This is a genomic window from Gemmobacter aquatilis (assembly GCF_900110025.1).
Classification (GTDB): domain Bacteria; phylum Pseudomonadota; class Alphaproteobacteria; order Rhodobacterales; family Rhodobacteraceae; genus Gemmobacter; species Gemmobacter aquatilis.
Genome location: NZ_FOCE01000008.1, coordinates 71,876 through 88,693, shown reverse-complemented (window position 1 = coordinate 88,693; position 16,818 = coordinate 71,876). Strand labels below are relative to the sequence as shown.

At 65.8% G+C, this 16,818-nt stretch carries 20 protein-coding genes; 10 read left to right on the top strand and 10 right to left on the bottom strand.

Annotation, left to right across the window (positions count from 1 at the left end):
• Positions 1 to 155: 155 nt before the first annotated feature.
• Positions 156 to 812: a peroxiredoxin gene (locus tag BMX43_RS13860; RefSeq protein ID WP_091302381.1), complete on the bottom strand. Its 657-nt coding sequence runs from the start codon at positions 810 to 812 to the stop codon at positions 156 to 158.
• A 201-nt stretch (positions 813 to 1,013) separates the two neighbouring features.
• Between BMX43_RS13860 and BMX43_RS13855 the strand changes: the two genes are divergently transcribed.
• The 5 genes from BMX43_RS13855 (at position 1,014) to BMX43_RS13835 (ending at position 5,375) form a co-directional block, all read left to right on the top strand.
• Positions 1,014 to 1,793: a sulfotransferase family 2 domain-containing protein gene (locus tag BMX43_RS13855; protein ID WP_091302379.1), complete on the top strand. Its 780-nt coding sequence runs from the start codon at positions 1,014 to 1,016 to the stop codon at positions 1,791 to 1,793.
• A gap of 77 nt (positions 1,794 to 1,870) precedes the next feature.
• Complete coding sequence (locus BMX43_RS13850) at positions 1,871 to 3,316, top strand: aldehyde dehydrogenase family protein (RefSeq protein ID WP_091302377.1); 1,446 nt, start codon at positions 1,871 to 1,873, stop codon at positions 3,314 to 3,316.
• Positions 3,317 to 3,482: 166 nt separating this feature from the next.
• Positions 3,483 to 4,469 (top strand): TerC family protein, encoded by a 987-nt coding sequence (locus tag BMX43_RS13845; protein ID WP_091302537.1) that lies wholly within the window; start codon positions 3,483 to 3,485, stop codon positions 4,467 to 4,469.
• Between the two features lie 210 nt (positions 4,470 to 4,679).
• Positions 4,680 to 4,958 carry a glycine zipper domain-containing protein gene (locus BMX43_RS13840; protein ID WP_091302375.1) on the top strand — a complete coding sequence of 93 codons (279 nt, stop codon included), beginning with the start codon at positions 4,680 to 4,682 and terminating at the stop codon, positions 4,956 to 4,958.
• 3 nt (positions 4,959 to 4,961) lie between these two features.
• The gene (locus tag BMX43_RS13835) at positions 4,962 to 5,375 is read left to right on the top strand and encodes a PVV-CTERM domain-containing choice-of-anchor G protein (RefSeq protein WP_091302373.1); all 414 of its coding nucleotides are present in this window, start codon (positions 4,962 to 4,964) and stop codon (positions 5,373 to 5,375) included.
• On the opposite strand, the gene BMX43_RS13830 is transcribed toward BMX43_RS13835, so the two are convergent.
• The 5 genes from BMX43_RS13830 to BMX43_RS13810 form a co-directional block, all read right to left on the bottom strand.
• The gene (locus BMX43_RS13830) at positions 5,376 to 6,029 is read right to left on the bottom strand and encodes an RluA family pseudouridine synthase (RefSeq protein WP_091302371.1); all 654 of its coding nucleotides are present in this window, start codon (positions 6,027 to 6,029) and stop codon (positions 5,376 to 5,378) included.
• A complete protein-coding gene (locus tag BMX43_RS13825; RefSeq protein WP_091302535.1) occupies positions 6,029 to 6,925 on the bottom strand; it encodes a homocysteine S-methyltransferase family protein in 897 nt (298 codons plus the stop codon). The genes BMX43_RS13830 and BMX43_RS13825 overlap by 1 nt, the downstream gene beginning before the upstream one ends.
• Before the next feature lie 5 nt (positions 6,926 to 6,930).
• Positions 6,931 to 7,554, bottom strand: coding sequence for a LysE family translocator (locus tag BMX43_RS13820; RefSeq protein WP_091302533.1), 624 nt, complete (start codon positions 7,552 to 7,554; stop codon positions 6,931 to 6,933).
• A 41-nt stretch (positions 7,555 to 7,595) separates the two neighbouring features.
• Positions 7,596 to 8,360: a DeoR/GlpR family DNA-binding transcription regulator gene (locus BMX43_RS13815; RefSeq protein ID WP_091302531.1), complete on the bottom strand. Its 765-nt coding sequence runs from the start codon at positions 8,358 to 8,360 to the stop codon at positions 7,596 to 7,598.
• A 71-nt stretch (positions 8,361 to 8,431) separates the two neighbouring features.
• Entirely contained in the window at positions 8,432 to 8,890 is a 459-nt protein-coding gene (locus BMX43_RS13810) for a GAF domain-containing protein (protein WP_091302369.1), read from the bottom strand.
• Positions 8,891 to 9,072: 182 nt separating this feature from the next.
• Here BMX43_RS13810 and BMX43_RS13805 point away from each other — a divergent pair, with 182 nt between their 5' ends.
• The 3 genes from BMX43_RS13805 to BMX43_RS13795 all read left to right on the top strand — a co-directional run bounded on the left by BMX43_RS13805 (position 9,073) and on the right by BMX43_RS13795 (position 11,649).
• On the top strand, positions 9,073 to 9,408 hold the full coding sequence (locus BMX43_RS13805) for an STAS domain-containing protein (RefSeq protein WP_091302367.1): 336 nt from the start codon (positions 9,073 to 9,075) through the stop codon (positions 9,406 to 9,408).
• 16 nt (positions 9,409 to 9,424) lie between these two features.
• Positions 9,425 to 9,853, top strand: a complete 429-nt coding sequence (locus BMX43_RS13800) for an ATP-binding protein (RefSeq protein ID WP_245749476.1) — start codon at positions 9,425 to 9,427, stop codon at positions 9,851 to 9,853.
• Between the two features lie 218 nt (positions 9,854 to 10,071).
• Entirely contained in the window at positions 10,072 to 11,649 is a 1,578-nt protein-coding gene (locus BMX43_RS13795) for a gamma-glutamyltransferase family protein (RefSeq protein ID WP_091302364.1), read from the top strand.
• Here the strand turns inward: BMX43_RS13795 and hspQ are convergent.
• A complete protein-coding gene (gene hspQ, locus BMX43_RS13790; RefSeq protein WP_091302362.1) occupies positions 11,646 to 11,972 on the bottom strand; it encodes a heat shock protein HspQ in 327 nt (108 codons plus the stop codon). The genes BMX43_RS13795 and hspQ overlap by 4 nt on opposite strands.
• A gap of 221 nt (positions 11,973 to 12,193) precedes the next feature.
• On the opposite strand from hspQ, the gene BMX43_RS13785 reads away from it, so the two are divergent.
• Positions 12,194 to 12,778 (top strand): transglycosylase SLT domain-containing protein, encoded by a 585-nt coding sequence (locus BMX43_RS13785; RefSeq protein ID WP_091302360.1) that lies wholly within the window; start codon positions 12,194 to 12,196, stop codon positions 12,776 to 12,778.
• 36 nt (positions 12,779 to 12,814) lie between these two features.
• On the opposite strand, the gene BMX43_RS13780 is transcribed toward BMX43_RS13785, so the two are convergent.
• Positions 12,815 to 13,414, bottom strand: coding sequence for a LolA family protein (locus tag BMX43_RS13780; protein ID WP_091302358.1), 600 nt, complete (start codon positions 13,412 to 13,414; stop codon positions 12,815 to 12,817).
• A 204-nt stretch (positions 13,415 to 13,618) separates the two neighbouring features.
• Between BMX43_RS13780 and BMX43_RS13775 the strand changes: the two genes are divergently transcribed.
• Positions 13,619 to 14,125, top strand: a complete 507-nt coding sequence (locus BMX43_RS13775; RefSeq protein WP_091302356.1) for a DUF4405 domain-containing protein — start codon at positions 13,619 to 13,621, stop codon at positions 14,123 to 14,125.
• Positions 14,126 to 14,144: 19 nt separating this feature from the next.
• Here the strand turns inward: BMX43_RS13775 and BMX43_RS13770 are convergent, their stop codons facing one another.
• Complete coding sequence (locus BMX43_RS13770; RefSeq protein ID WP_091302354.1) at positions 14,145 to 14,861, bottom strand: winged helix-turn-helix domain-containing protein; 717 nt, start codon at positions 14,859 to 14,861, stop codon at positions 14,145 to 14,147.
• Positions 14,858 to 16,813 carry a PAS-domain containing protein gene (locus BMX43_RS13765; RefSeq protein ID WP_175482116.1) on the bottom strand — a complete coding sequence of 652 codons (1,956 nt, stop codon included), beginning with the start codon at positions 16,811 to 16,813 and terminating at the stop codon, positions 14,858 to 14,860. The genes BMX43_RS13770 and BMX43_RS13765 overlap by 4 nt, the downstream gene beginning before the upstream one ends.
• Positions 16,814 to 16,818 lie beyond the last annotated feature (5 nt).

Below are 16,818 nucleotides of genomic sequence, written 5' to 3'. Positions count from 1 at the left end.
GCGCTCCCCGTTGAAATGGACCTTATGCTGCACCTGCACAATCCCGGGCTTGCCCAAGCCCGCCATGCACCAGACGCATGGCTCGTGCGGCAGACCAGACCCACAAACGCAAACAGCCCCGGAATCCGGGGCTGTTCTCGGGTCTGGCAGACCGCTTACTTCGGCGCTTTGGCGAAGCGCAGATAGGGCAGCTTGATATCCAGATCGCCGTATTTCGCGGCGGCCTGTTCGTTGTTCAGGCTCAGCGCCACGATGACATCCTGCCCCGGCACCCAGTTGGCCGGGGTGGCCAGCGGCACGCCATCGGTGGCCTGCACCGCATCCAGCGCCCGCAGGATTTCCGCAAAGTTGCGGCCCACCGACATCGGATAGGTCATGGTCAGGCGCACTTTCTTGTCCGGCCCGATGATATAGACGGTGCGCACCGTGGCGGTATTGGCCGGGGTGCGGCCCTCGACCGGCAGATAGAACTCGGCCGGCAGCATGTCATAGGCCTTGGCCACGGTCAGCGAGGTGTCGTCGATGATCGGAAAATCCGCCGGGCTGCCCGAAAACGCCTCGATGTCGCGCTTCCATTTCAGGTGGTCTTCCACCGCATCGACCGACACGCCGATCACCTTGGTATTGCGTTTGGCAAACTCGCCCGCAAGCTGTGCCACCGCGCCGAATTCCGTGGTGCAGACCGGGGTGAAATCGCGCGGATGGCTGAAAATGATCGCATAGCTGTCACCCAGCCAGTCATGGAACTTGATGGTCCCTGCCGTCGACTCGGCGGTGAAATCGGGGGCAACGTCGTTGATGCGGATGGACATGCGTGTTCTCCAGAACGGAATCGGTTCGCTTTCCTAGATAACGATCAGGAACAGAAGTTTCACCCCACTGCGGCAAACTGCTCGAAATAAGTCGAAAATCACCCGCGCCACGCCCGCTGCAGAACGCTTTCCCAAGTCCCGCCGCCATGGTGGACGCCCCGCCCCCGCCCTGCTAACCAGAAGCCGCAGCCCGGGGATGCCATGCTCAAGCCCAACCGCCATTTCAGTCCGTTCAAGCTTTTCCTCGATAGGGAGAGCCGCACCGCGCTCATGCTCAATCCCAAGGTGCTGACCACCTTCACCCGCCAATGGTTGACCGATGGCTACCGCGATCATCGCGGCCTTGCCGATCCGTCCAACGGGCGACTGCGCTTCCTGTCGGTGCCGCGCCGCTTTCCGATGGCACCGCTGCGCGATTACTGGGCCTTCATCCGCGATCCCGCCGCGTTTGAAACCTTCGCCTTCGTGCGCAACCCATACGGGCGCCTTGCCTCGGCGTGGAAGAACAAGTTTCTCGATGGCCACCACCGCAGCCCCGATGGCGCCGACGCCGCCTATGCCCGCTCCATGCGCAAGCACGAACTGCCGCCGCTGCGCGCCTTCGCCCGGGCGCAGGGCCTGCCCGGGGGCGCCCCCAACACACTGATTCCGTTCGAAACCTTCCTGCGCTACGCCGCATCCCAACCCGAAGGCCAGCGCGATCACCATTGGGACAGCCAATCCACCGTGCTGATGTGCGACCGGCTGCGCTATGCGCGCATCTTCCGCATCGAGGAAGAAAAGGAAGAGGGCTTCCTCACCCTCGGCCGCCGCCTCGGCTTCCCCGAGGATTGGGTGCTGGCCCGGATGGACCGCCGCCCCAACAGCAGCAAACGCGCCGCCGAAACCTACACCCCCGCGCTGGCCGACCTTGCGCGCGGCCTGATCGGTCAGGATCTGACGCGCTTCGGCTATGATCCCGAAAGCTGGCGCGACTTCTGATAATTTGATCAAATTATCAGAAACCTGTTGCAAGCCTGCCGCCAAAGGTTCACTTTCCGCCCAAACCGGAGGATCCCATGATCGAGAAACGCGACTTCTATATCGACGGCGCCTGGGTCGCGCCGCTATCCCCCCGCGATTGCGCGGTGATCGACCCGTCCACCGAAGAGCCCTGCGCCGTGATCTCGCTGGGGTCCGAGGCCGATTGCGACCACGCCGTCGCCGCCGCCAAATCCGCCTTCGACACCTGGTCCGTCACCCCGCCCGAAACGCGCCGCGCTTATGTGGCGGCAATCCTCGCGCAATACGAGGCGCGGGCCGAAGAAATGGCGCAGGCGATCAGCGTCGAGATGGGCGCGCCGATCAAACTGGCCCGCGAAAGTCAGGCGCCCTGCCTGCCGTGGCACCTGAAGAACTTCCTCACCGCCTTCGATTCCATCGAATGGGTCCGCCCGCTTGGCCCCCACGCCCCCAACGACCGCATCGCGCTGGAGCCGATCGGCGTCGTCGGCCTGATCACGCCGTGGAACTGGCCGATGAATCAGGTCACGCTGAAGGTGATCCCGGCGCTGTTGGCCGGTTGCACCTGCGTGCTGAAACCCTCCGAGGAATCGCCGCTCTCCTCGATGCTGTTTGCCGAATTTTGCCACGACGCGGGCCTGCCCCCAGGCGTGTTCAATCTGGTGAATGGCGACGGCGCGGGGGTGGGCACCCGCCTGTCTGCGCACCCGGATGTCGAGATGATCTCCTTCACCGGATCGACCCGCGCCGGGCGCGCGATTTCCGCCGCCGCCGCGCAGACGCTGAAACGCGTGACGCTGGAACTCGGCGGCAAGGGCGCCAACCTGATCTTCGCCGATGCCGATGACAAGGCGGTGGAACGCGGCGTGCGCCACATGATGCAGAACTCCGGCCAATCCTGCAACGCGCCCTCGCGGATGCTGGTGGAACGGCCGATCTATGACCGCGCGGTGGAAATCGCCGCCGAGGTCGCGCAATCCATCCCCGTCGGCCCGGCCTCGGAAGAGGGAAAACATATCGGCCCGGTGGTGAACAAGCGCCAGTGGGAACAGATTCAGGGCTATATCCAGAAGGGCATCGACGAAGGCGCCCGGCTTGTGGCCGGCGGCCTTGGCCTGCCGGAACATCTGAACCGCGGCTTCTACGTCAAGCCCACCGTCTTTGCCGATGTGACGCCGGGCATGACCATCGAGCGCGAGGAAATCTTCGGCCCCGTCCTGTCGATCCTGCCCTTCGACACGGAAGAAGAGGCCGTGCGCATCGCCAATGATACGCCCTATGGCCTGACCAACTATGTGCAAAGCCAGGATGGCGCCCGCCGCAACCGACTGGCCCGCAAGCTGCGCTCTGGCATGGTGGAAATGAACGGCAAATCCCGCGCCGCAGGCTCGCCCTTCGGCGGGGTCAAGGCCTCGGGCCGCGCCCGCGAAGGCGGTCATTGGGGGATCGAGGAATTCCTCGAGGTCAAAGCCATTTCCGGCTGGGACAGCGACGCCGAATAAAAACTTCGGGGCGCGGCTTGAAATCCCGCGCCCCCCACACATCTTTGTGAGGCGGACCGGGCCCCTCTGACGCAATCGCGTGATGTCGGACCGCATCGAGCATGCTCGGTGCCAGCCCGGTTTTGGCCTGTCTCCCAGTATGCTCCTGTCACAACAAGAGGATGCCATGGAGACCCTGCTTTTTACCCTGTTTCTCGGAACCCCGCTCTGGCTATGGTTCACCTTCCTGGGCCTTGTGCTGGCGCTGCTGGTCTTCGACCTTGGCGTGCTGCACAAGGAAGACCATGAAATCGGCGTGCCCGAAAGCCTGCGCCTGTCCGCCCTGTATATCACGCTGGGCGTCAGCTTCGGCGGCTTCGTCTGGTATCAGCTCGGCGCCACCGCCGCCGCCGAATACATGACGGCCTTCGTGGTTGAAAAAACCCTCGCCCTCGACAACGTGTTTGTCATCGCGCTGATCTTTTCGTTCTTCGCCATCCCCCGCCAGTTGCAGCACCGCGTGCTGTTCTGGGGTATCCTTGGCGTGATCGTGCTGCGCGGGGTGATGATCGGCCTCGGCGCCACGCTGATCGCGCAATATGGCTGGCTGCTGTATTTCTTCGCCGCCTTCCTCGTCTTCACCGGCATCAAGATGCTGGTGACCGAGGAAAAGGAAATGGACCTGTCGCAGAACCCCGTCCTGCGCTTCATGCGCAAACGCTTCCGCGTGACAGAAAGCCTGCACGGCCCGGCCTTCTTCGTGAAACAGCCCAACAAGGCGGGCCGCATCGTCACCTACATGACCCCGCTGTTCCTTGCGCTGATCCTGGTGGAAATCGCCGACCTGATCTTCGCGGTGGATAGCGTGCCCGCCGTGTTTGCCATCACCACCGACCCCTATATCGTCTACACCTCGAACATCTTCGCCATCCTCGGCCTGCGCGCGCTCTACTTCGCCCTCGCCGCCGTGCTGCACCGCTTCCACTATCTGAAACAGGCGCTGGCGGTGCTGCTGGTGTTCATCGGATCGAAGATCTTCATCGCCGATCTGATGGGGTGGGAGAAGTTCCCGGCAAGCTGGTCGCTGGGCATCACCTTCGCCATCCTTGGTGCGGGCGTGGCCTATTCCCTGTGGCGCACCCGGCAGGATGCGGCCAAGGAAATCGGCGCCTGACAGGGATTTGAGGGGCGGCCCCCGCCCCTCAAATCCGCCGCACAGCGGGTGTACGGGGGGTGTACGCCCGGTGTACGCAAGTCACCTGTCGTTTTTTGTCTGCCACAGGGAACCTTTTCGCGTCTCGCGCGCTTTCCCTTGACCGATGCGCGCGGCCCGTGCTGTCTTCTGCACGGGCCTTGCCGCATCTCCGCAGCACAGGAGGCATCCATGCCGAACAAGATCGAAACCGCCGCCGACACGCTGGAGACCCAGCTTGCCCATATGAAGGCCGAACTGTCGCGCCTTGCCGAACAGATGGTTGCCATGGGCAAACAGGACGGCGCAGCCCTCTCCGCCGCTGCCCGCGAACAGGCCGAAACCCTGCGCGCCAAGGGCGCCGCCGGGCTGGCCGGGGCTGAAGGCGCGGTGAAGGATCACCCGTTGAAGGCCGTCGGCATCGCCGCCGCGCTGGGCCTGCTGTTCGGCCTGATCCTCGGTCGGCGCTAAGGCATGGGCCCGCTGATCCAGCTTGCCATCAGTATTCTGGCCCAAGGCGCGGCAGACCGCGCCCGGGCCAGCGCCCGCCGCGCGGCCCTGCTGGTGCTGGCGGGGCTCTGCGCCCTTGTGGCGCTGGGCTTCCTGATCGCCGCAGGCTGGACAGCGCTGGCCGCCTGGTGCGGCCCGATCTTCGCCTCGCTGTCCTGCGCCGGGGGCTTTCTGCTGCTGGCGCTGATCCTCTGGCTGGTGTCCCGCAGGCGCCGCCCCCGCCCCATCGGCCTGAATGCCGCGGAAATTCAGGCACTTGAGGCTGAAGCAACCGCCCTGCTGAACCAGTTCCCCGAGGCGATCGGCAAAGCGCCGTTCCTCAGCCTTGCCGGGGCTTTCCTCGGTGGGCTGCTGCTGGCGCTGCGCCTGCGCCGCTAGCTAGAACGGAACCGGCGCGCTGAACGTGATGCTCTTGCCGGTTTCCGGGTGGCGCAGCCGCAGGCTTTCGGCATGCAGCATCATGCGCGGATAATCATCGCGCGCCGCCCCTTCGGCATAGATCAGATCGCCCAGAATCGGATGGCCGAGTTCCAGCATATGCACCCGCAACTGATGGCTGCGCCCGGTCTGCGGCATCAGCCGCACGCGGGTCGTCTTGCCGTCATGCCGGATCACCCGGTAATCGGTGATCGCCGGTTTGCCGATCTCGTGGTTCACATGCTGGCGCGGCCGGTTCGGCCAATCCACACACAGCGGCAGGTCCACCGTGCCCTCTTTCGGCTCCAGCAGCCCCCACAGCCGCGCGACATAGATCTTCTTGGTCTGCCGCTTCTCGAACTGCTGCCCCAGATTGCCCTGCGCCGCCTTGTTCAGCGCGAACACCATCACGCCGGACGTATCGCAATCCAGCCGATGCACCAGCAACACCTCGGGGAACACGCGCTTCAACCGTTCAATCAGACAGTCTTCCTTGCCCGGGTCTTTGCCCGGCACCGACAGCAGCCCGGCAGGCTTGTCCACGATCAGCAGCGCCGAATCGTGGTGCAGAATCTTCAGCGGCTCGTCGGGCGGGTTATAGGCATAAGGCGGCATCAGACGATCTCGTGCCCCGCATCGCGCAACCGCGCCGCCAGCGCGGCGATATGCGCGGGCCCCACATCGCAGCAGCCCCCCACGATGGTTGCCCCCTGCGCCACCCAGCCCAGCGCGAAATCGGCATATTTCTCCGGCGTCAGGTCATGGCGGTGGGTCAGTTCGGCCACCGTCGGCGCATCCGCCAGAAACCCGTCGGAAATATGCGTGAATCCATTGGCATAGGCGCCGAACGGCTTGCCAAACGTGCCCAGCACCGCCAGCGCATCGCCCATCGCCTCGGGGACCGAGCAATTGGCCAGCACCGCCGCCGGTTGGTATTCGGCCACCAGCCGCGCCAGATCGGTCAGCGGCTCGCCCGAGCGCAGCAGATGCCCCTGCCGGTCATGGACCGAGACCGAAAGCCAGACCGGTTTGCCCGCCTGCACCGCGCCTTTCAGCGCCCCTTCCGCCTGCGCCACGGTGGACAGCGTTTCCAGCAGGATGACATCGACATGCGGCGCCAGCAGATGCGCGATCTCGGCCACCTTCGGCGCGGCCTCGTCCACCGGCAGCACCACATCGTCGCGGTAGGTGGCGACCAGCGGCCCGATGGAGCCTGCAATCCGCCCCGCCCCATGCGCCGCCCGCGCGTCCTGTGCCGCCGCCAGCGCAGCCGCGTGCAGCGCGGCAAACTGCCCGTCCAAGCCAAAGCGTTCCAGCCGGTCATGGTGGATCGCATAGGTGTTGGTGGTGGCCACCGTCGCCCCGGCGGCGAAATAATCGTCATGGATCGCGCGCACCAGCCCCGGATGATCCAGCATCACCCGCGTCGCCCAAAGCGGCGTCGGCGCATCGCCGGATCGCGCCACCAGTTCCTGCCCCATGCCGCCATCCAGAAGGGTAATCTGCGCCATTTCGTTCACTCCCACACCAGACGGGCCGCCAGCCCGCCAAACATCAGCGCCGCCACCTTGTTCAGCGCCCCCATCCGTGCGCCCAGCGCCCGGCCCGCCATGCCCGCCAAGGCACCATAACTGGCCGTGATCAGCGTGCCGGTGCAGGTGAACAGCGCCCCCAGCACCAGGATCTGCTGCCAGACCGGCCCGCGCGCCGGATCGGTGAATTGCGGCAGAAAGGCCAGCACGAACAGCGCCACCTTGGGGTTCAAGGCATTGGTGACAAAGCCCTTCCACAAAGCCGACCCCAGCGCCGCCTCGCCCTTGCCGATACCCGCCTCCCCCGCCGCCCGCCAGCTTTTCACCGCCAGCACCAGCAGATAGCCCGCCCCCGCCCATTTCAGCGCGAACAGCGCCCCCGGATGCGCCGCGATCAGCGCGCTGACGCCCAGCGCCGCCAGCCCGACATGGAACAGCCCGCCCAGCCCCACACCCAAGCCCGCCACCGCGCCCACGCGCGGCCCGCCCGCAATGCCGCTGGCCGTGGCGAATAGCACATCGGCGCCCGGCGTCAGATTCAACACGATGCCCGCCGCCAGAAAGGCCGCAAGCTCCGATAGCGGGACGAGGGAAAACAGGTCGATCATCGCGGCACATTCCGCCGCGGCCCGGCAAAGATCAAGCAGGTTCACCCCTCGGCGACATGCACCGCCGTGCCCCATTCGGCACAACGCGCCAACAGCGCCTCGGGCAAAGGCCGGTCGGTGAAGATCGCATCCACTTCGGACAGGCTGGCCAGCCGCACCGGCGCGCTGCGCGCCAGTTTGGAGGCATCGGCCACCAGATACACCTTGCGCGATTGCCGGATGATCGCCCGCGACACCCGCACCTCGGCCAGATCGTAATCCAGCAGATCGCCATCCGGGTCGATCGCCGAAATGCCGATCACCCCGTAATCCACCTTGAACTGCGCCATGAACTCCGAGGTCAGATCGCCCACCAACCCGCCATCGCTGCGCCGCAAGGCGCCGCCCGCCACCATGATCTCGCAAGACGGGTTGGCCACAAGGATATTGGCCACATTCATGTTGTTGGTCACCACCGTGATCTGCCGGTGATTCAGCAATTCCCGCGCCACCGCCTCGGTCGTGGTGCCAAGGTTCAGGATCATCGAGCAATTGTCGGGCAGCGCCTGCGCGCAGGCCCGGCCAATCGCCGCCTTGGCCGCATCATGCAGGCTGCGCCGTTCCTCATAGCCGATATTGCTGACGCCGGTGCGGATCACCGCACCGCCATGCACCCGGTCCAGATGCCCGGCCTCGGCCAGCTCGGTCAGATCGCGGCGAATGGTCTGCAAGGTGACGCCAAAGCGTTCGGCCAGCCCCTCCACCACCACGCGGCCTTCGCTGCGGGCAATCGCCAGAATCTCGCTTTGCCGGAAACTCAATGCCAAGGTCATGCCCCCCGTTTTCCGACAGGTGCCACAGCTTGGCAGAAATGTCATCTGCGGCTTGCGGCGCTCGGTTACGCAGCGTCGCGGAACACCGCTGCCAGAATCGCCGCCAGATGCTGCGCGTCGTCCTCCGTAAAGGCGGCTTCGGTGTTGCTGTCCAGATCGAGCACGCCCAGCAGCCGCCCCTGCCCGTTCCACACCGGCAGCACCAGTTCCGACCGCGTGGTCGAGGAACAGGCGATGTGATCGGCGAACGCCTCCACATCCGGCACCAGTTGCACCTGCCCCGTGCGCGCCGCCGCCCCGCAAACCCCGCGCGAAAACGGGATCACCAGGCAGCCATGCCCGCCCTGATACGGCCCGATCTTCAGCATCTCCGGCCCGGTGACGCGGTAGAACCCGGTCCAGTCGGCCATCGGATGCGCGTGATGGATTTCGCAGACCACCGTCGCCATCAGCGCCACGGTATCGGTTTCGCCATGGCAGAGCGCGTCGATCTGCTGCGCAAGCTGGGGGTAATCAAGGGTCATGTCTTGTCCTGTCACTGAAGCGGTCCGGCAGCGGGAAGCCCCGGGGGCAGTCTGCCCCCGGACCCCCTGAGAGTATTTGAGCCAGGATGAAGAGGAAAGGGGCGGGCGGAGGCGGGCGGCGGTTACCGAATCCTAACTTCCGGCACCTAGGCTGGCGGTCAGGATAGCGATGGGGGCCCGAGATGGAGCTTTTGGTAAGACCGACCGCCGAGCGGCTGGTGGTCGAGGTCATGGAAGAACGGATCGACGCCGCAGGCGCAATCGCGTTCAAGGACCGGATGCGCGAAATCGTCGGGCGGTCGGCGGGGCCGGTGCTGCTCGATCTGTCGCGCGTGCGGTTTCTGGACAGTTCGGGGCTGGGCGCGGTGGTGGCGGTGATGAAACTGCTGGGGCCGGACCGGCGGCTGGAGCTGGCGCGGCTGACCCCCACGGTGGAAAAGGTGTTCCGGCTGACCCGGATGGATTCGATCTTCGTCATCCATGACAGCCTGCCCGAAAGCCTGCGGGATGTGGGCTGAGGGCTGGGCGACGGCGATGGCTGCCCGCGATGGCCCCGACATCCGGCTGGATCTGCGCAGCGATCCTTTCGCCGTGCGCGACGCGTTGGGCCTGCTGCGCACCGAGCCGGGTTTCCGCGCCCTTGGCCCCGAGGCGGGCGGGCAGGTGGAGATCGTTCTGGCCGAAGTGCTGAACAATGTGGTGGAACATGCCTATGCCGGGGATGGCGGCTGGATCAGCGTGCATCTGTGCCGGGACGCCGGGGCTGTCGGGATCGAGGTGCGCGATCATGGGCGGCCGATGCCGGGCCTGTGCCTGCCCGACGGCACATTGCCCGAACTGGGCGGAGAAATTCCCGAGGGCGGCTTTGGCTGGTTCCTGATTCGCAGTCTCACCCGTGACCTGAAATACAGCCGTGACGGCACGTCAAACCGGCTCAGCTTCAACATTCCGCTGGATCAATGAGGGGCAAGTGGCTGCACTGTTCCACATCGGGAAAAAGTGACGCAGAGTTGCCACGTTTTCCCCGCAAATCCGCCCGACACATCCCCTAGGTTTAGCGGGTAGCTGCATAAAGCTTCCCTCGGCGCCGCGAGTTTTGCCCCCACCCAGATCGTGGCGCCGAGGCACTTCCCAAGTTTGATCAAAAAGCCTAGCCTGCCCGCGGACAGCCGGAGGACAGGATGCGCGACTTCGAGAAACCGGGACGCTCTGCCGTCTTTGCGGCCAATGGCCTCTGCGCCACCTCGCACCCGCTGGCCGCCAAAGTGGCGCTGGATGTGCTGCAGGCGGGCGGCACCGCCGCCGATGCCGCCATTGCCGGGGCTGTGCTGCTGGGCATTTGCGAACCGCAGATGACCGGGCTGGGCGGCGATTGCTTCATCCTGCTGAAACCCGCCGGTGAAGAGCGTGTGATCGGCCTCAACGGCTCGGGCCGTGCCCCCGCGGCCCTGTCAGCCGAGGCGCTGCGCGCGCGGGGCCTGACCGCGATGCCGATCCACGGGATTGATACGGTGACGCTGCCCGGCGCGGTGGATGCCTTCTGCCGCCTGAATGCCGATTGGGGCCGCCTGCCGCTGGCCGATCTGCTGGCCCCGGCGATCCGCTATGCCGACGAAGGCGTGCCGGTCGCACCGCGCGTTGCGCGCGACTGGGGCGAGGATGAATCGATCCTGCAGGGCGATGCCCGGCGCTTTTATCTGCTGGATGGCGCGGTGCCCCGCGTCGGGCAGATCTTCCGCGCCCCAGGTCAGGCCGAGGTGCTGCGCCGCATCGCCCGCGAAGGCCGCGCCGGGTTTTACGAAGGCGAGGCGGCCGAGGACATGATCGCCTCGCTGCGCGCCCTTGGCGGCGGGCACACGCTGGACGATCTTGCCGCAACGCAGAGCTTTTACACCGATCCGGTCAGCACCGCCTACAAGGGGATCGAGCTGATCGAGCATCCGCCGAATGGCCAGGGCGCCACAGCGCTGCTGATGCTCAATATTCTCAAGCACTTCGACCTTACGGCGCTTGATCCGCTGGGCGCCCCCCGCGCGCATCTGGAGGCCGAGGCCGCCAAGCTGGCCTATGATGCGCGCAACCGTTTCCTCGCCGATCCTGACCGCACCACCCGCCTGGCCCATATGCTGGCGCCCGAAACCGCCGCCCGTCTGGCCGCGCTGATCGACCCGCGCCGCGCCCTGCCCGCCGCCACCCCGCTGACCGAGGCGGTGCATCGTGACACCGTCTATATCACCGTGGTGGACCGGGATCGCATGGCGGTTTCGTTGATCTATTCGATCTTCTGGGGCTTCGGCGCGGGGCTTGCCTCGCAGAAATACGGGATCAACTTCCAGAACCGTGGCGCCGGGTTCAGCCTGACCCCCGGCCATCCGAACGAGGCGGGCGGCGGCAAGCGCCCGATGCACACCATCATCCCCGGCATGATCGCTGCGGGCGGGCGCGTCACCCTGCCCTTCGGCGTGATGGGCGGCGCCTATCAGCCCTGCGGCCATGCGCGTTTCGTTACCAATCTGGTCGATTACGGCATGGATCTGCAAAGCGCCATCGACGCGCCGCGCTGCTTTGCCGCGCCCGAGGGGATGAAGGTGGAAAGCGGCTATGCCCCGGAAACCCGCGCCGCACTGGCCGCGATGGGCCATAGCGTGATCGCCCCGGAAGAGCCGATCGGCGGCGCGCAGGCGATCCATATCCATGACAGCGGCGTGCTGGAAGGCGCGTCAGACCCGCGCAAGGACGGCTGCGCGCTGGGATACTAGTTCAGCTGAAACTGCAGCGGATAGCGCCCGTCCTGAAAATCGCCAAACAGGTCATGCACATCCGGATGCTCCACCGGCTCGCCGGTTTCATCGGGCACCAGATTCTGCTCCGACACATAGGCGACGTAGAAGCTTTGGTCGTTCTCCGCCAGCAGGTGATAGAACGGCTGGTCGCGGTCGGGGCGGCTGTCCTCGGGAATGGCGGCATACCATTCCTCGGTGTTCGAGAACATCGCGTCCACATCGAAGACAACCCCGCGAAAGGGGTGCTTGCGATGGCGCAACACCTGCCCGAGATGATATTTGGCCTGAGTTTTCAGCATTCGGTCAGTCCCCCACACCATAAATACTCCCAAGGTGGCCAAAGGTCCACATGACGCACAGCGAATCAGGGAAACAGTCTGTGCCCCGCGATCCGACAGTTTTTGCCGATCTGCAAGCCGCGCCTCTCGTTTTTCTGATGCGAAAGGATGCGGCGCCCCATTTCCCCGCCCGGCGATTTCCCCTATCCTGCCTGCAAAAGATAAAGACACACGAGGGGCAGATGAGCAGACTTCTCCGTGCGTCGATCCTGCTTTTGCTTCTCGCCTCGTGCGGTGGGGGCAGGTTTTCGGCGCCACGCAATCTGGACGACGCCTGCGCCATTCTGAGCGAGCGCCCGGAATATTGGCGCGCCATGAAGGATACCGAGCGTCGCTGGGGCATCCCCGTGCATGTCCAGATGGCGACGATCCATCAGGAAAGCAAATTCGTCGGCAACGCCAAGACCCCGCATCGCTTTGCGCTGGGCATCATCCCGATGGGCCGCCAAAGCACCGCCTATGGCTATAGCCAGGCGCTGGATGGCACCTGGGAGGAATACGAGCAGGAAACCCGCAATCGCGGCGCGCGGCGGGATCGCATCGCCGATGCCACCGATTTCATGGGTTGGTACATGGATGGCAGCACCAAGGGGCTGGGCATTTCCAAATGGGATGCGCGCAGCCAGTATCTGGCCTATCACGAAGGCCGGACGGGCTTTGCCAAAGGCAGCTACAACGCGAAAAGCTGGCTGGTCGATGTCGCCGACAAGGTGCAGCGCCGGTCGGATCGCTATGCCGCGCAACTGGCGTCCTGCGGGCGCAGCTGAACGGGCGGCGCCACCGGCCGCCCGCGTGCCATGCGGTCAGTTGCGCTTCTCAGCCTCGACCTGAATGCTGAACAGATTGGCGGGGTAGCTTTTGCCCTTGGCCATATCGCCCAGAATCACCGTGGTCTGCCCGCCCGCGTCATCGGTGATGACCCATTGACGCAGCTCCACTGGCTTTCCGGTGAACACCATCTCGATCGATCCATATTCCGGGTGCTGCGGATCTTGGGCCTTCACCCGGGTCGAGGTGCCATCCTCGCGGTGACCGATCACCATCTTGGCCTTCGCCAGATCGACATTCTGCGCCAGAATCAGGTTCAGCGGCGTCTTGGCCAGCGGATACTGTTCCGGCGGCTGGTTGGATTTCGTGTCGAAAATCGCCACCGTCCCGGCGCTGGCCAGCACAAGGCTCTTGTCCGGCGGCGCATATTCAAACCGTACCCGTCCGGGCCGATGGATGAACAGCTTGCCGGTGGCGATGCTGCCATCGGAATTGATCTGGGTAAATTCCGCCTCGGCGGTCTTCAACCCGTTGAGATAGCCAGAGATCGCGGAAAGCGAGATCTTTTCCGCCTGCGCGGGCAGCGCAAACAGGGCAAGGGCGAGCGGGGCAAGAAGCAGGATGCGGCGGTTCATGCGCGGAATATAAGCCCTGCACCGGGCTTGCACAGCCCCCGGCGCGCCAGACTGCGACATTGTGTAGAAGCTGTGAGCGCGCGTGAGGCCCGCCAGGGGCGACGGAACCCGAATCCCGCCGCGTTGAACGCCTGTCCCCCGCATGGATGCAAATGCCGCGGGCAACCCCATGCGGGTCCGCACCAGCCAGACCAAGGATCTTCGATGCCCAGCCTGTTCAACCGTTACGCCACCCCGTTCATCACCGGCCTGTTTCTCGTGTCGCTGATCTCTGGCCTTGCGCTGTTCTTCCATATCGGCCCCTCCGGCTTTCACGGGATGCATGAATGGCTCAGCCTCGTGCTGATCCTGCCCTTCGGCCTGCATGTCTGGAAGAACGGACGCCCGATGCTGGGCTATCTGCGCCGCGCGCCGATGGCGATTGCCTCGGCGATCTCGCTCGCCGCCGCGCTGGCCTTCCTCGTGCCGCTGGGGGGCAGCGAGGCCACCGCAGACGGCCCGCCGCCGCTGGTGCTGGCCAACCGGGTGATGGCCCATTCCGCCGCCGAACTGGCGCCCCTGCTGGGCAGCACGCCCGAGGCGATTGTCGCCGCGCTGACCGCCGCGGGGTTCAATGTGACAGGCGAGGAGGCCAGCCTTGGCGAAGCCGCCACCGCTTCGGGCAAATCCGCCTTCGAACTTGCGGCGGTGCTGAACAGCCTCGCCCCCTGATCCACAGGGCGTGGGGCGCTCAGCCGCTCCACGCCACCCGCTGCGCAAAGATATAGCCCGCGCCATAGACCGTGCGGATGATCTCCGGCGCGCGGGAATCGTCATCCAGCTTGCGGCGCAACCGGCTGATGCGGGCATCCATGCTGCGGTCGAACGGCTCGGAGGCCCGGCCCATCGTGGCATCCAGCAGGTTCGACCGGCTCAACACCCGGCCCGGCGCTTTCAGGAACGCCGCCAGCAGCGTGGTTTCCGACGAACTCAGATCCACCACCCGCCCGCTTTCATGGGTCAGCGTGCAGGCCTCCAGATCCGCCGTCCAGCAGCCGAACACCGCCAGCGGCCCCTCGCGCGTCTCGGCCTCGCGCTGCAGGATGCGGCTGCGGCGCAACACGGCGCGGATGCGCGCCACCAGCTCGCGCGGCTCGAAGGGTTTGACGATGTAATCATCGGCGCCCACTTCCAGCCCGACGATCCGGTCGGTCAGGCTGATGCGCCCGGTCACGATGATGCGCGGCACCGTCACCGGCAACACCCCGCCGCTCAGCAGCGACAACCCGTCGCCATCGGGCAGCGACAGGTCGATGATGCACAGATCGGGCGGCTGGCGCCGTGCCTCGCGTTCAAACTCGGCCATGCGGCGAAAGGCGCGCGGGGCAAAGCCGTGCTGGGTCAGCGTGCGCACGATCAGCCGCGACACATCCAGATCGTCTTCCAGCAGATAGATCAGATCGCTCATCCCCGCCGCTCCACCGCATCCAGCGCCTGCGTCAAGGCCGCCGCAAGCTCTGTCGGGCTGAACGGCTTTTGCAGGAACGGCACCGCCAACCCCGCCTCGGCCATCGCCCTTGCGCTGCCGGCCTTGCCGCTCATCAGTGCCACCGCCACCGCCGGAAACCCGTCGCGGATGCGGCGCGCCAGTTGCACCCCATCCAGACTGCCCGGCATCTCGATATCCGACAGCACCAGCCCGATACTGTCCAGCCGCTGCAACAGGCTCAGCGCCGCATCGCCATCCGCCGCCTCGATCAGCGGATAGCCCAGCCCGGTCAGCTTGCGCCTTATGGTGCGCCGCACCTCGGCGTCATCCTCCACCAGCAGCACCAGCACTTCGCCGCCCTCCTGCACCGGCTCCGGCTCGTGTGCCGCCGGCGCAACCGGCTCGCCGATCCCCACGCCCGGCAGCAGGATGGTGAACACCGTCCCCGCCCCCGGCGCCGTTTCCAGCGAAATCGCCCCGTTGGATTGCTTCACAAAGCCATACACCATGGAAAGCCCGAGGCCAGACCCGGCCCCCGCCGCTTTCGAGGTGAAGAACGGCTCGAAAATCCGCTCGGCATGATCGGCGCCCATGCCGCAGCCATCGTCGGAAAAGCGCAGCCGCACATAATCGCCTACCGGCAGATGCAGCATTTCCGCCTCTTCCAGCGGCAGCGCATAGGGGTCCGCCTCGATCACGATCCGCCCGCGCCCGCCCGTCGCATCCCGCGCATTCAGCGCCAGATTCAGCAGCGCCATTTCCAACTGCGCCTGATCGACCAGCGCGCGCGGCAGGTCCGAATGGCGCCGCTGCACCAGTTCCAGCGTCTGCGGCAAGGAAGACCGCAGCAGGCTGCAGATCTCGCTCACCGCCGCGTCGATATCGGTGGGCTGCGGGTCGAACTGTTCGCGCCGCGCCAGCCCCAGCAACCGCTGCGTCAGCGACGACCCGCGCCGCGCCGCCGCAATCGCCGGGCGCAGATATTCGTCGCACAGCTCCCCCTCGCCCAACTGGTCTTGCAACGGCCCCAGATTGCCCAGAATGATCGTCAGCAGATTGTTGAAATCATGCGAAATGCCGCTGGCCATCCGCCCCAGCGCATCCATCTTCTGCGACCGCATCAAGGCCGACATCGTGGCCTTGCGCCGCGTCACGTCGATCGACAGCAGATAGAACCCGATCACCTCGCCCGCCGAGGGCGCCTCGGGGCGCAGCAGGGTGCGGATGTCCTTCATCTGCCCGCCCGGCAGTTCCACCCGCATCTCGAAATCCACCAAAGACCCGCGCCGCGCCTGTTCAAAGAACCGCGCCGATTCGCGCAGCGTGCGCGGATGCAGCACATCGCTGGCGCGCAGCCCGATCATCTGCTCGGGCGTCAGGCCATAGGCATGGGCAAAGCGCTTGTTGGCGTAGAGGATCTTCATGTCCCGGTCGATATGCGCAATCCCGGCGGGCACCTCGTCGGCGATCAGCTTCAGCCGGGCCTCGCTGGCCTGCAAGGCCAGCGTGCGCTGCGCGATCATCACCTGCAGCCGCTCTTCCTGCCGCCGCACCGCCGTCACATCGGTATAGGTGGTCACGAAGCCGCCGCTCGGCAGCGGCGTTCCCGTGACCTGAATCACCGATCCATCCGGCCGCCGCCGCTCCACCTGATGCTTCTCGAACCGCCGCGCCACCGCCACCCGTTCGGCCACCTGCGCTTCGGGGTCGCCGGGGCCATATTCGCCGCGCAAGGCATTGAACCGGATGAAAGAGGCGAAATCCGCCCCCTCGAACGCCAGATCCGGCGGATAGCCCAGCGTCTCCAGAAACTGCGCGTTCCATGCCACCAGCCGCAGATCGGCATCGAACACCGTGATGCCCTGCGCCAGATGGCCCAGCCCCTCCATCACCAGCCGCGGCAGACGCTGGCCGAACGGATTGTCACGCATCATCC